Source organism: Microcoleus sp. Pol12A5, from assembly GCF_036701435.1.
Taxonomy (GTDB): Bacteria; Cyanobacteriota; Cyanobacteriia; order Cyanobacteriales; family Microcoleaceae; genus Microcoleus.
This window is the reverse complement of the sequence record NZ_JAUBQU010000032.1, coordinates 1-14230: the sequence shown is the minus strand read 5'-3', so window position 1 is coordinate 14230 and position 14230 is coordinate 1. Positions and strand designations below refer to the sequence as shown.

The 14230-nt window shown below is 45.6% G+C and carries 11 protein-coding genes and 2 pseudogenes; 9 read left to right on the top strand and 4 right to left on the bottom strand.

Annotated elements, in window-relative coordinates:
• Nucleotides 1-2 precede the first annotated feature (2 nt).
• On the top strand, nucleotides 3-701 hold the full coding sequence (locus QUA45_RS11360) for a hypothetical protein (RefSeq protein WP_333220736.1): 699 nt from the start codon (nucleotides 3-5) through the stop codon (nucleotides 699-701).
• 297 nt (nucleotides 702-998) lie between these two features.
• Here QUA45_RS11360 and thrC read toward each other — a convergent pair whose 3' ends face one another.
• Nucleotides 999-2123 carry a threonine synthase gene (gene thrC, locus QUA45_RS11355; protein WP_445304911.1) on the bottom strand — a complete coding sequence of 375 codons (1125 nt, stop codon included), beginning with the start codon at nucleotides 2121-2123 and terminating at the stop codon, nucleotides 999-1001.
• 120 nt (nucleotides 2124-2243) lie between these two features.
• Here thrC and QUA45_RS11350 point away from each other — a divergent pair, with 120 nt between their 5' ends.
• The 6 genes and pseudogenes from QUA45_RS11350 to QUA45_RS11325 all read left to right on the top strand — a co-directional run bounded on the left by QUA45_RS11350 (nucleotide 2244) and on the right by QUA45_RS11325 (nucleotide 8823).
• Nucleotides 2244-2525 (top strand): hypothetical protein, encoded by a 282-nt coding sequence (locus QUA45_RS11350; protein WP_333094632.1) that lies wholly within the window; start codon nucleotides 2244-2246, stop codon nucleotides 2523-2525.
• Between the two features lie 257 nt (nucleotides 2526-2782).
• Nucleotides 2783-3835 (top strand): fatty acid desaturase, encoded by a 1053-nt coding sequence (locus tag QUA45_RS11345; protein ID WP_333094633.1) that lies wholly within the window; start codon nucleotides 2783-2785, stop codon nucleotides 3833-3835.
• A gap of 182 nt (nucleotides 3836-4017) precedes the next feature.
• Nucleotides 4018-5520: an AAA family ATPase gene (locus QUA45_RS11340; protein ID WP_333094634.1), complete on the top strand. Its 1503-nt coding sequence runs from the start codon at nucleotides 4018-4020 to the stop codon at nucleotides 5518-5520.
• Nucleotides 5520-6233 carry a ParB N-terminal domain-containing protein gene (locus QUA45_RS11335; RefSeq protein ID WP_333094635.1) on the top strand — a complete coding sequence of 238 codons (714 nt, stop codon included), beginning with the start codon at nucleotides 5520-5522 and terminating at the stop codon, nucleotides 6231-6233. The genes QUA45_RS11340 and QUA45_RS11335 overlap by 1 nt, the downstream gene beginning before the upstream one ends.
• Nucleotides 6234-6837: 604 nt before the next feature.
• Complete coding sequence (locus QUA45_RS11330; protein WP_333220734.1) at nucleotides 6838-7932, top strand: Rho termination factor (modular protein); 1095 nt, start codon at nucleotides 6838-6840, stop codon at nucleotides 7930-7932.
• Nucleotides 7933-8085: 153 nt separating this feature from the next.
• Nucleotides 8086-8823 (top strand): annotated as a pseudogene (locus tag QUA45_RS11325) (Uma2 family endonuclease).
• Between the two features lie 41 nt (nucleotides 8824-8864).
• Here QUA45_RS11325 and QUA45_RS11320 read toward each other — a convergent pair.
• The 3 genes and pseudogenes from QUA45_RS11320 to QUA45_RS11310 form a co-directional block, all read right to left on the bottom strand.
• The gene (locus QUA45_RS11320; RefSeq protein WP_333094637.1) at nucleotides 8865-9200 is read right to left on the bottom strand and encodes a XisI protein; all 336 of its coding nucleotides are present in this window, start codon (nucleotides 9198-9200) and stop codon (nucleotides 8865-8867) included.
• A gap of 24 nt (nucleotides 9201-9224) precedes the next feature.
• Nucleotides 9225-9602 (bottom strand): annotated as a pseudogene (locus QUA45_RS11315) (XisH family protein).
• A gap of 85 nt (nucleotides 9603-9687) precedes the next feature.
• Nucleotides 9688-11217 (bottom strand): phenylacetate--CoA ligase family protein, encoded by a 1530-nt coding sequence (locus QUA45_RS11310; RefSeq protein ID WP_333094638.1) that lies wholly within the window; start codon nucleotides 11215-11217, stop codon nucleotides 9688-9690.
• A 304-nt stretch (nucleotides 11218-11521) separates the two neighbouring features.
• On the opposite strand from QUA45_RS11310, the gene QUA45_RS11305 reads away from it, so the two are divergent.
• Both QUA45_RS11305 and QUA45_RS11300 read left to right on the top strand, forming a co-directional pair.
• The gene (locus QUA45_RS11305; RefSeq protein WP_333220732.1) at nucleotides 11522-13426 is read left to right on the top strand and encodes a serine/threonine-protein kinase; all 1905 of its coding nucleotides are present in this window, start codon (nucleotides 11522-11524) and stop codon (nucleotides 13424-13426) included.
• Nucleotides 13427-13647: 221 nt separating this feature from the next.
• Nucleotides 13648-13917 carry a hypothetical protein gene (locus QUA45_RS11300; RefSeq protein ID WP_333094641.1) on the top strand — a complete coding sequence of 90 codons (270 nt, stop codon included), beginning with the start codon at nucleotides 13648-13650 and terminating at the stop codon, nucleotides 13915-13917.
• Nucleotides 13918-14230 lie beyond the last annotated feature (313 nt).

The following is a 14230-nucleotide window of genomic DNA, read 5'->3' as shown; positions in this document are numbered from 1 at the left end:
GTTTGTTTGGAGATGAATATCTCAACTCTTACCCAGCATTAGCACAAACTCCGAATCCAAAAATCGAATACTTGATTCTTGAGTTTGCTGTAATAGACAACTACTACGAACTAAGAAGAGTTGCATACTCAATGCACTTATCTCATGCTGAAACAGCACTTGCAGCGGATTCCTTATTTCAGAGAGGGGACATTAAAGCAAAGGTTTTTGCCGATGAAGATGACACCGAGGGAACTTCAAATGTTATCTTAACAAGAGCTGGCATTCAAGACCACTTAGACGGGAGACTTCTAGCTAGCTACTATTTAACTCCTCAAGGTGGTGCTAGATGGGAAGCAATGGCTGATCCTGATTGGAATAAGTTTTCCATTGTAAATTTTCTTGGTCAGTTTCCTTATGAAGAAGGATTTCTCGGTACTCAACGAGAAATAATAGAGCAATTACTGGCTTTAGATCGTTTGCTTTTCATGTATGAACATATCCCAGGAACCGAAAAATGGAATGTACTGGAACCCTGGAAAGCAACTTATTGGAAGACTTTACCGCGAGGCTATTACGTTAGTTGTGAATTTCAGCATAGTGATTTGTGTCCTTGGGAATTAGATGACAATACTCCGGCTGAGATAGTTGAGGAATACAAGCAGGCGAGTCAATGGTACGAGAATGTCAAGAAATGGTATACAGACCCTTCCTTTGATTAGAATTCAAAAGTTTTACTCGCTCGCTTGTTATATAAAACCCTCTGTAGATATCGCTTGTCGCCGAGCCTAGATCCCCCTAAATTCCCCTTAAGAAGGGGGACTTTGAGTAATTTTAGTCCACCTCATAAGAGATTTTAACTAAGAGTGGAACAGGCATCTTGCCTGTTTCGATGGGCTTACGGGCGGGCAAGATGCCCAACCCCTACTCCCCACAAGAGATTTTAACTAAGAGTGGAACAGGCATCTTGCCTGTTTCTATCTTCCTTCTTCCTTCTTCCCTGTTCCTTCTTCCTTCTTCTAAAATCCCATCGCCCCAGCTACCGCATCCAAAGTCGGAGCAATGCCGCTTTTAAACAGATTGTTGCTGTGATTAATTGCGGTATCCGGGTCTTTCAAACCGTTACCAGTCAGCACGCAAACCACCGTCGCCCCAGTGGGAACTTGGTCTTTTACCTTCAGCAAGCCGGCCACAGAAGCTGCACTCGCCGGTTCGCAGAAAATCCCTTCCTGCGATGCTAACAAACGGTAAGCGTCCAGAATTTCGGCGTCGGTGACAGCGGCAAAACTGCCGCGGCTGGCTTCGGAAGCTGCGATCGCCTGTTTCCAGCTAGCCGGATTCCCAATCCGAATTGCCGTCGCCAGGGTGTCCGGGTGCGCCACCGGTTCTCCCGTCACCAACGGCGCAGCCCCCGCGGCTTGAAATCCCATCATCTGCGGCAAGCGCGAACATTTTTTTGCTTGGTGGTATTGACAAAAACCCATCCAGTATGCTGTGATATTTCCCGCATTTCCGACGGGAATGCACAGCCAGTCGGGGGCGTCGCCCAAGGCGTCAACGACTTCAAAAGCTCCGGTTTTCTGACCTTCCAAGCGGTAAGGATTCACCGAATTTACCAAAGTCACGGGGTAGTTAACAGCCATTTCGCGGACAATTTCTAAGGCTCGATCGAAATTTCCGCCAATCGAAATGACTTCCGCACCGTAAAGCAAAGCTTGCGCCAACTTGCCCAAAGCCACGTAACCCTCGGGAATCAACACGAAAGCTCGCATCCCCCCGCGTCGGGCGTAGGCGGCGGCGGCGGCCGAAGTATTGCCGGTACTGGCGCAAATTACTGCCTCCGCACCAGCTTCCTTCGCCTTGGAAATCGCCATTGTCATCCCCCGGTCTTTGAAACTACCAGTGGGGTTGAGGCCGTCGTATTTGACCAAGACGCGCACGTCTCTACCGATGAGAGAAGCGATCGCAGGTGCTGGAATCAGGGGAGTATTGCCTTCTTGGAGGGTCACTACCGGCGTGGTTTCCGTCACCGGCAGGTAGGGGCGATAAGCTTCGATCAAGCCGGGCCAGCCGTAGCGTTTCGGCTCGGCTGCGCGGGCAGCGGAGTTAGCAGCAGAGTCAGTAGCAGGTAGAATCAGGGTCACGGTGTCAATGGTTTTAGGCAATGGCCGAAGAATTTACACTAATTTTAGCTCGATCGGTTAATTTGATGTTTAATACGATCGGTTCAGGTTAAAGTAACTTAATGGTGTGAATGTGTAGATATGTCTACTCAATTACTGATGTCAAATAATTCATCGACTCTTTCCCGGCCTCAAGTCACCGCGAGCAATCCCGAAATGGCTAGTTCTTCTACGCTATCGACCAGTTTAGCCCGCAAAGTAAATTCGGTGAAGTGCCCCTACCAAGCCGATCAGCAAGTTAAGTTCCTGCACTTGCAAGCGGAAATCGAATCCTTGCTGCTGGAAGTGCAAAGCCTCAAACAGCAACGCTCGATCGCTGGCTTGCCGGCTCTCGACCCCATTTCTGGCAGCAACAGCAATTAGCAGACAACAGTCGCTAATGCTAATTGTCCTGCCCCTGTGTTATAAAAACAAAGGTTTTGCTACCCGCAGTGTTTTTTGCCGAAAGTGCTAGAAATTCCTAACTGCGGATAGCGATCGCTAGCTTTTGCTAAAACGCGCTTGCCTACAGCTCAACTCGTCTGCTGCTTGCTGGCAACGAGCTGACATTTTATGGCGCTTTTTTATTGCGCTAATTTGTTAAGCCATCCTCATGGCATACGGAGAATCGAAATCAGTTTATGACAGCATCGATCGAAAAACCACTAAATTTGACATCCGCAAGTGACACTTCCAACCTGCGCCTCAAAGATATTCTCAAAACCCTGCCGCGGGAAGTATTCGTCAAAAATCCCCGCAAAGCTTGGACAAAAGTAATCGTCAACGTTCTTTTAGTTGCTGTCGGTTACTGGGGCATAGCAGTATCGCCTTGGTTTCTACTACCCCTAATGTGGATTTTCACAGGCACCGGATTAACCGGTTTTTTTGTGATCGGACACGACTGCGGACACCGGTCATTTGCTAACCGCCGCTGGGTAAACGATTTAGTCGGACATCTCGCATTCTTGCCGTTAATTTATCCGTTTCACGCATGGCGGCACGGACACAATTATCACCACAAACACACCAACAAACTTGGTGAGGATAATGCTTGGCACCCGATGACAGCAGCAGACTACGCTGGCGCGCCCAAGGCTTTACAAGTAGCTTATAGTTTAATATTCGGTTGGATGTGGTGGATCGGCTCGATCGCCCACTGGGCAAAAGTACACTTTATGTGGTGGCGGTTCACAGGAAAACAGAAACAAGAACAAGTGCGGTTTTCTGTCTTAGTGGTTTTAATCGGTGCTGCGATCGGATTTCCGATTTTAATTGCAACCACAGGCATTTGGGGATTTGTCAAATTTTGGTTGATGCCCTGGCTGGTTTACCATTTCTGGATGAGCACTTTTACGATCGTTCATCACACAGCACCAGACATTTCATTTAAAGAACCCGAAGAATGGAACGAAGCCCAAGCGCAACTATCGGGAACAGTTCACTGCGATTATCCCCGCTGGGTAGAGTTTCTGTGCCACGACATTAACGTGCACGTTCCCCACCACCTTTCAACTGCTATTCCCTGGTACAATTTGCGCCTCGCCCACAGCAGCTTAAAGGAAAATTGGCAAGATCATCTCTACGAAACAGAATTTTCTTGGTCTTTAATGAAGCGGATTGCCGACAACTGTCACCTATACAATCCCGCTGGTGGCTATCAAACATTGCAGGAATTTAACGCTAAAACCAAGTAAGTTTTAAACGCGATAAAGGCCAGAAAAACCCGGTTTGTAAAACACAACCGGGTTTTTCGATATTACAATCCGTAGCCTTTGTAAAGGGAGGAATGCGCGCCCTACTGTCAATATCATAATCCCTACCATTATTAAATCAGTCATTTCCAATCTAAAATCTAAAATCTAAAATCTAAAATCGAATGACTTTCAATCCCAATAACTGTCGCAACGAAAGCGAAGTAGAAAGCAAACTGATTGTCAGCTATCTGCTACCAAAGTTAGGCTATACGCCGGACACTTGGCACCAAGAAATAGCATTTGGGAATATTCGTTTAGACTTCCTCTCATTTGCCACCCAAGTTATCCCCATACTTGTCGATGCAGAGTCGCCGATGAGTGTAGTTATGGAGGCTAAACATCCGAAGGAAAATTTAGACCGCCACCTGCGAAAACTCCATCGCTATTTAACAAGTTTGAGCATCCGCTACGGACTCATAACTAACGGTAAAGAAATTAGAATTTACCAAAGAGTTGCCGATGATATTCAGCTAGTCTTTAAGTGTGCTGGAAAAGACCTTGAAAATAGAATTGATGAAATTATCGCTTTAATTGGCAGAGATAGTTTAAAATTTATAAAAAATCCCGATAATCTCAAACTGGAAGATAGTAAAATTAGTTTGGTTAGTCCTGAGTTAGTTAGCGAAGTCCCAGTACAGCCCAACAATCCCGCCCCCGCAGAACCTGAGCCAAGTCAAATCTCTGAACCGGAACAAATACCTGAAAATTATCCAGTTAAGCCTCAAGTTAAATCCGATGTAACCGTTCCCCAAAAAAGCCAAAATACTATGAAAATCATTGCAGTTTACCATAACAAAGGCGGCGTGGGTAAAACTACAACAGTAGTCAACTTAGCAGCAGCGCTGAGCAAGAAAGGTAACAGAGTATTAGTCATCGACTTAGACAGTCAGGCAAATACAACCTTTGCGACTGGTTTAGTAAAATTTGAGGATGAAGAACAAGACGATTTGAAAGATAATAATATTCTTCAAGTTTTGCAATCAGAAGACTTTTTCTCGATCGAAGAAGTAGCTCGCAAGTCTAATTTTTGCAATCCCGAAATTGATGTGATTCCTTCCCATATTGATTTAATGCAATATGAAACGGAACTCAATCAACTAGATTACAGCCGAATGATTTTAATTCAAAAACTAGCCGAAGTACAGGATAAATATGATATTGTACTGATCGATACGCCACCATCGTTAAATTTTTATGCTAGAGTTGCCCTAATTGCGGCTGATTATTTAATTATTCCTTCTGACTTAAAACCTTTTGCGAATCAAGGACTGATTAATGTCAAGGATTTTATTAAAAAAGTTAATGGATTCAAAAAACAAATTGGCAAGAAACCTCTAGAAGTTTTAGGCGTACTCTCTTGCAAAATCTCAACTAATAGTAAATTTGTACAGTACAGTTTGCCCAAACGGAGGGAGGCAATTCCCAAACGCTACGGCTTTGAAATCATGGACAGCGTAATTTACGAGAGAGACGATTTAGCAAAGTGTGCAGAACAATTTCAAATCGTGGGAAATATGGAAATCTCCGATCCCATTTCAGTGCTAGACTTTAAGCCTGATTGCATCGCATCCCAAGAATTTGAAATGCTAGCACTCGAAGTTTTGGAAAAAATAGGTAAAAACTAATGAAAAAATTATCTCCGTCACTGGTTGCAGTTAAAAAAATAACATCCGCAGTTCCCCGTTCCAATTTTGCAGAGCCTGATTTGGAGAAACTAGCGAGACTGATTTTAGAGTCAGGAGGATTGATTAATCCGATAATTGTCCGCCGCAACGGTATGGATGCCTACGAAATAGTAGACGGAAATTTTGAATACTACGCAGCGGCGAGAGCAAAGGAAATAGAACCTCTCAAAGGCGAGACAATCGGAGCATTCATCCTGGAAGAAGAAAATGAAGAACTTCTCCTCGAACAACTTGAGATTCTCAGAAAAACCGCAATCATTGACAATCCAAGTGTAACTGTGGTTCCGCAACCGTCCTCCAGTTTTGAACAGCGGCTGACCAATATTGAAACTCGATTGGAAAACAGAATTAATGAATTGAAAGCCGAGTATACGCGGGAAAAACAGGCGTTGATAGAGAGGGTTAAAGATGTTGAAAGTCGGATTCCCAAACCTGTTCCGCTGTTGGAAGCACTCAACACTCAAGATAAATTCAAATTGGCTACAAATTTGAAAAATGCTGGCATAAAAGCTCAAACAATAGAACAAATCATCAAAGAGCGAGATTTGCAGCAGTTTGCATCTTTTGAAAATGTGTTGGAACGCATGAAAGGTAAAGGGTTAGGCGAGAAAACAATGATTAAGCTTATTGACAAGTGGCAAAAATATTTATAAGCTTTCAGCCATCTCAATTGCATTTTTGGGGCGCTCAAAGCCCGCCCGAAAAAAGTTGAAAAACCCGATATGACTCGGCGGTTAAAACCCATCCTACACGAACTTCCGTCCCTCTCGCTGGAGACTAAAGAATAAAGGGGATATTAAAGCTGGCTTTCGTATAAATCGCAACTCCTGCGACCACTCGCAACCCCAGCCCGATCGCCCTGACGCCAAAAAAAGTAAAGATGAGTAAAGCTGTGTATCCTTGGTGTCCCGCAGGCAGTTAAACTCATCACAGTGGCTTTTTTTAGGAATTGCTGTAACTTTTGCCGTAGCTTTCGGGGCGGGACGCCATCGCCCGGGCTGTCACCGCACAGCCAGCCGCACAGTTACAGCAGCAACGCCATATCTCCCCCAGATAACCGAGTTAGATCGCAGACTGGGAAGACTCAGCCCAAGAAACCCTTTAACTTACCAGAGTCTGAGTAAGGTGTTTGTCTCGCACCCTACAATTAGAGTTCTTGGGTTAGTCCTGCATCCCTTAAAACGCCGGCTGTAAAGTGCAAACATACATAAATACCTACACAGCAGATTTTAATGACAAAAGGGGACTTGTAACAAGATGGATCGATCGTCCGATCAAAACCGAATAGTTGAATATTTGCGGATTAAGCCCATTAGTCACAGTCAGATTTACACTTCCCAAATTGCAATACCAGAGTCTCATCGTGGCGAAATTCCTCGCGAACGCCGCGAAGCTCTCAGGAGAAGTTTGATCGAGCAAGGCAGCAACTTGATTCCTTTAATTGTACGCCCTACAGAAGCTTACAGCAACGAAGAAGAATATGAAGTGGTCTGCGGCTCAGATTGGTGTATTGTTGCTAAAGAACTCGGCACCGAGCAAATGTGGGCGTGGGTATTTGAAATGAGCGACGAGGAGGTAGCTGTTGCTCAAACAGAAATGGAACATTTAGCTCCGCAACCGACTCAGAAACCTGCACAAATTGAGACTCTACTGCAAGAATTTGAGCTATCATTTCAAAAAAAGGTAGAGAGTCTAACAAAACAAATAGAACAATCTGTTAAAAAAAATGAAGATTTACTAAAAAAGCAAATAAAAGCTCTAACTGAGCAGAATTTTGAGCGTAACCAAATAGAACAGATCAAGCATTTGCTTGAACAAGTTGAAAAAACATTTCATGAAAAGGTAGATAAATTGGCTAAAAAAATTGAACAATCGAGCAGCAACCGTCCGCCGACATCTGCTGTTATTTCTGAGGTAAATCTTGAAGGTGCTTTGAGACAGTTGGATGAATTGGAAAAACTGCTGTCAAGAAAACTAGAACGCACAGTCCAAACAATTAATCAGTTTGTTTCCGACGCCATTGAAGATGTAGAAAATGACCTGAAAAATCAAATTGAAACGCTCCGCAGCCAACTGGGAGCCGCAGCGACTCACTCAGAAAGACAGCCGGAGGCACAGCCGAAGAAGCAGCCAAAAACGCAGCCGAAGAAGCAGTCGAAAGCACAGCAGAAACCTCAGTTACCGCAGTTGCAGTTGGAGTTGCCGTTTCCGTCCCCGTCCCCAGAAGAAGACTACGAAAGTCTTTCGCTGAGACGGTTGAAGGCGATCGGCAAAGACAGGAAAGTGCGGGGCTACGCGCGCATGAAGCGACCGGAAATTCTGGCGGCTCTCAGACAAACTGACGGTCAATAAAACGCTAATTGCTAATAGTTAAAAACTAATTATTGAGTGCTAGATCGCGTTTTTGGGCAAAAAGCGCGATCGGGGTTTCATGATAGTCTTGGGCAGAGATATGAAAAGCTTGCTAAAATAGACACACAACCTCTTACTCCTCACCCAGCAGCCATGTCCGCAACCGCAGAATTAGCTACTACCCAAGAGATACTAGAACAAGAAATACCAGAAAATGTTATCTTTCCGCCCGGCGATTTATACAGTGACGAACCTCCCGTGGAAACAGAACTGGATCTCCGACAAATAATCCTACTCCTCAACTGTCTAGAATGGCTGTGGCGAGATAGAAATGATTTCTATGCTGCTGGAAACCTCACCCTTTATTACTGTTCCAAGCAACTCAAATCGAAGGACTTCTGAGGCTCAGACTTTTTTGTGGCACTCGGAAGTGAACGTAAAACTCGGAAAAGCTGGGTAGTTTGGGATGAAGAGGGAAAGTACCCCAATATCATCGTTGAAATCTTGTCGCCCAAAACAGCGGATATAGACAAAAACTTTAAAAGACAACTCTATCAAGATACTTTTCGCACTCACGACTACTTTTGGTTTGACCCAGAAACTTTAGAATTAGCTGGGTTTCATTTAGTTGACGGGGAATATGAACCAATTGCACCGAACGAATTCGGGCATCTGCGGAGTCAGCAGCTCGATTTGAGTCTCGGAATTTGTGGCGAAAAATTGCGTTTCTTTACAGCAGAAGGAGAGCTTGTTTCTACTCCTGAAGAGGTTGCAGAAAGGGAGACTGAACGAGCCGACGAAGAGGCTCAACGAGCCGGACAAGAAGCTCAAAGAGCCGATCGCCTGGCCGCGAAACTGCGAGAATTAAATATTGATCCCGATACAATCTAGCGATCGCCCTTTCATTCAATTTTCCTGTATTGTAAGCTGGTTTAGGCGATCGCATATCCCGTATGCTGCCGAACGTGATAGGGATGAAACCCCAAAACAATCTTGTCTTTAGGCACTCCTAATTCTACAAGTTCTGCGGTAATTCCAGTTTCTATACCATCTTGTTGAATCCAAATTTTGCCGTCCCTAATTTCCACATGAACGATACACCCATGAATTCTTTGAGGCCCTTGCCAACCTTCATGTATCAGTAAAAAATTGTTTTGTTCGCGGTCAACAATAACGCTGTTTTTTACTTGCCCGTATGGGTAAGGAATCTGGGCATAACTATCTAATATGTTCTCAATAAATTGGCGATATTCATCTAGTTTATCCATCTGACAATTATCTACTTTGATGAATCAAAAACAATTAATTTTAGTCTTTTTTTTCAACAAAAGTTGCCCCAGTGGCTCAGAGAAAATATCTAGATAAACTTCTTCCCGAACAGCCAGATATATATTCCGTTCTGGTTCCGAAAGCTCTAAGATATCTTCGTAGACAATATACTGTCCCAAAGCTTCTTCTAAGTCATGAACGGGTGAAATACTCAAAAAACTTTTTACTTATACAGCAATTTTGCGACCTTGCTTTTCGGCAGCAAGTATTTTTTCTGCACCCAAATCGACGTAGAGGGAACGAGCGCCAATTTCTAGGGTTAGCGGATCGTTTGTTATCGTCCAACCGTCTTTTTCTAGAGCTGTTCTGACAGTATTGTGGTAGATGTCTTTTGCTGGCATATTCTAAGCTTAACCATCAAATCTTACCCTAATTATAGAATAACACAAGACTTTTGAAAACTGATAGCTCATCAATTCAAACTACTTATTGCCGCGTGTATCGGTGCTTCACCCCAATCGGAAAATACTCTGCATCGCCCATCTCCGTTAATGTCACCACAGGTAACTGATATTCTGGCGGAACGTAATTAGCAAATTCGCTGTTTAGCCGCCGCAATTGCGCGAGAATTGAAGATGCGATCGCCTGCTGCATCTCCTCGTCGCCCTCCACCCCCGCTGCTAATTCCACAACCACCGATAAAAACCGATTTTGATCCGCATCTTCCTTGACTTGCAGTACAAATTTTCCCGTCACCCATTCCCGAATGGTGGGAACTTCTAAACCTACGGTGACATTTTCCGGGTAAATGTTGGCACCGAAGTAGGAAACGGTAAAGTGCGATCGCCCGAATACATAGACAAAGGGCAAGCAGCGAATTCCTCTGGGGAACTCAGAAACTTTCATACCTGCTTCTTGCTGCAAACGTGCCACAGGGTTAAATCCCCATTCTGCCAAAAAATTGAGCATTGCTTCGTAACAAATTAAACCGCCGTTATCCGAGATGTGATAGCGTATTAGCGGGATGCCGTTGTCGCCAGAAAATAACAGCGTGCCGTCATTATTCACTTCAAAAAAGCGGCTTTTCGGATCGTACTGCACCAGCGTTGGCAACCGCGATTCCCCGAATAAATTGCGTGCTGCTTCCGGGTTGTTGGCTAAAAAGCGGCGGATGCAAATGCTCAGCGGTGTCTCGTTGCCCAAAACGCCGGCATCCGCAGTACCGTAAAGGCTCGCAGAGTTGTAATATAGATTGTCAGAATTAGTGCGATCGCTCACCAAACTCCGCCATTCTTCGCTAAACACTTCCCCCGCAAACACCATCTTAATTCGGTATTTTTGCCACTCCACACCCCCAGAAATTCCGCTATCAATCACATCCTTGATAAATGGCGGATATCCCAACAAAACTACTTGCTCAAAATGCTCCCCAAGTTCCTGCACAACTCTGAATATTTCAGTCTTATTATTCCCAGGCGTCACAACTGTAACGGGATAGCCCTTACTCGCTATATAGCGGCAGCAATTTGCCGTGTACATTCCGCCTACCCAAGTTCCCAACGCAAAGCAAATGACAGCTAAAGTTGAGCAATTGTCGGCGTAAAAACTGTCGTGAAATATTTGTTCAAAACGAGTTGCAATTTGCAACTCGTCGCTGATAAAACGCGGCCAAAATGTCGGGTTTCCTGTCGAACCCGATGAAACAGCAATGAAATCGCAAGTTTCTAATTTGCCTTGGTGGCACAACTGAGGTAGTGGGTGACAGCGTAAATAATTCTCTTTGGTAATTAGGGGCAATTTTTGGAAGTCTTCAAAGGTTTGAATTGAGGCGGGATTGATGTTATGTTCAGCTAGGAAAGTCTGGTAAGCTGGTACTGTGGCAGCGACTTTTTGGAAAAGCGCGATCGCCCCGGCTTCGGCAACTCGATTCTGCTGGTGTTGCAATCGTTCCTCAAGCGGCGCCCTCAAAAACTCTTCAAACGCCCCAATTGCTCGCTGACGCTGTTCTGGCTGCATGATTTGCTCCTTAAAATGCGTATTTTGCACCTCGATCGCTCAAGATTCCATTAGTAGCGCGGCGCGACCGGATGGCACATTGGGCTGGACACTCAAAATTTGAACACATTTTGAGGTCGATCGAAAATATGGCGCAGTGGATAAACTTCCATAGCACGAAACCGCTGTTTTCACAATAACCACAGGGGATAGCCAAGCTGCCGATCGACTAATAAACACTGACACACTATGGCAAGATTAATTCAGCGATCGCCCAAAATCCTCAGTCTCAGTCAAGCGTGAAAATCCGACGCAGCAAGTTCCAATGAACAATCCCATCTACCCCGGCATAACTCTCAACAACCACTACCGCATCGTCCGCGAATTGGGACACGGAGGCTTCGGGCGCACCTACCTCGCTGAAGATGCCCACCGATTTAACGAACCCTGCGTTTTAAAAGAATTTGCGCCCCAAGTACATGGAAGTTACGCTTTACAAAAATCCGAGGAACTGTTCGAGCGGGAAGCGGGAGTGCTCTACAAGCTGCAACACAATCAAATCCCCCGCTTTCGCGAACTCTTCCGCGTCAGTATCAGCGATCGAGGCTACCTATTTCTCGTCCAAGACTACGTTCCCGGTCAAACCTACCGCTTTTTGCTCGACGCCCGCAAGCGTCAGGGTTTGCGGTTTATAGAAGCAGAAATCAATCAACTGCTGCTGCAGATTTTGCCCCTGCTCGAATACATTCACTCTTTGGGAGTGATTCACCGCGACATCTCCCCGGACAACCTGATTCTGCGGAGTTCTGACGGGATGCCCGTGCTAATCGACTTCGGCGGAGTAAAACAAGTCGCCGCTACCGTAGAGTCTCTTTTCGCTGAGGCTAACGGCGCTCCCGCCCCCGCGACTCGCATCGGCAAGCTCGGCTACGCTCCCGTCGAACAGATGCAGATGGGAATCGTCTATCCCCACAGCGATTTGTACGCTCTGGCGGCCACGGTTTTGGTGTTGCTGACTGGGAAGGAACCGCATCAGTTGCTCGACAGTCAGACGCTGAATTGGAACTGGCGGGCGGAATGTTCTCTGTCTCCGAATTTGTCCCTGGTGCTGGATAAAATGCTTGCTCAACAGCCGAGCCAGCGTTACTCCTCGGCTCGCGAGGTAATGCTCGCTCTCTCCGGCAATCCGCCTTTACAGCCACCTTTGCCACCCGCCCCGGATTTTGGGATCGCGCAGCCGCCGGATCTCTCCCCTATACCCGTGCCCGCCCCCGCGCCAAAACTGCCGGGAACTCCGGTGCGAGTTGCAGCTATTGGCAATCAGCAAAAAATGCCTGCTTGGAAAATGGTTTTGTTGGTGGTGGCGGTGCTCTCAACTATGGGGGGAGTTGGCTGGTTTGCGGGCAATTCTTTGTTAAATCTGCAATCAAAAGTACAGAAAGTTCCCCAGCCTCCCAACCCGAAGCAGCAGCAAGAAGATGCTTTGCAAGATCGCTTTGTCAAGCTCAAAATTGACGATCGATTCTATAGCGGTTACGTCAACCTTGTGGACGAGACTTTTTATGCCAAATACCCGGAATTGGGGGGACGATTGTTAAAAGAAGGCGAGGAAGATCGCCAGTGGCGCGAAAGGTGGCAAAAAATCGGCGACGAGTTGCTCGATAAGCTGGAAAATCTCAGCAGCAATGCTAGAGCGCGGTTGGGTACTTACGACACCGCCGATATCGATCGCTGGAAAACTGAGGTTAACAAGCTGAATTTGAGCAGTCGGGCTTTGTACGATTTGGCCGATGCTAGGTTCTTTTATTGGTTTCCAGAACAGCCGCGCGATCGCAATCTCATCGGTTTGCCGATCGGACAAATTTGGCAAGCAATTACCGCCGACGAACTCGAAGCCTTACAAGCTGGAGCAACTATCGAAAGCGTTGAATTTGACCGCCTATCGAAGAGCAAACGCCTCACAGGCAATCTCAAACCCGGAGAAGGGAAAGCTTACATTGCCAGGTTCGCTCAAAATCAAACTTTGCGCGTGAATTTGCAAGCACCGCCCAAATCTACTCTACTGTCAATTTATACTCCGGGGCGGACAAAGGGCGCGCGAGCTTTGCTGGAAGATGCAGAGGGGCTTAGTTGGTCTGGATTGCTGGATGATGCTGGTTATTATGAATTCGTGGTAGTTTCTCAAGCATCTGAGCCGATCGCTTACGAGTTGAACCTGACGGCGGAATAACTGCTATTGACCGAAAGCATCCAGGATACAAGCCCCCGGATTCATCCGTCCAGAAATAAAAAACCTGTATCCGATAAAGGATTCCCCGAATTTATCCGTGGGCTCAATGCTAAAATCCAAAATCTAAAATCTAAAATCTCAAATCGGTTGACGCTCTCGATCCACCCAGGCAATAATAAGGTAATACCAATCAGATAAGTTGTCGGGTTCAAACAAAGAATATGCTGAGATTCGCGATCGTAGCTTTAGTGACTTTGGGATTAGTATTAGTGACTGCACTAGGTTTACATCCGGCCAATGCAACAGTCAGCACTCCCGAATTTTATGCTTGGAACTTTGCCTCTGTAGGCAGTAGCGAGCTGGTTTGTAAAAAGACAGTGGTAGTTCCGCAAGACCTGATTATTCCGTCATCATCAATGCACCCTGTCAGTATTACTTCGGCAATTGTAGATGAAAAGTTTTGCGCGAATTCCACTAAGCCAGTGAATTAATAAAGTGGATAATATGATGTCTGGTTATACAACCATAATTAAATTCTTCTTCAGTCGATATGAGATTTGAGATTTACTTTACAGATGAATCTGGAAGCTTGAACTTTAGTCTCAAATTGTTATCTCTCCCCGACTGTTATGCTTCGCAGCGATCCATTTTGGGGCTGTGTCAGGAGGTACCGTCCTGATTCATCCATCGAGAGAAAACAAAAATCCTAAGTACAAACACGGGCTAATTAAGTAGGTCGGGCTGAAAAGACTGAAGTATGTAAAGATAGGTAAACGAGGCAACAGTTATAGCTAGGTAATGAGT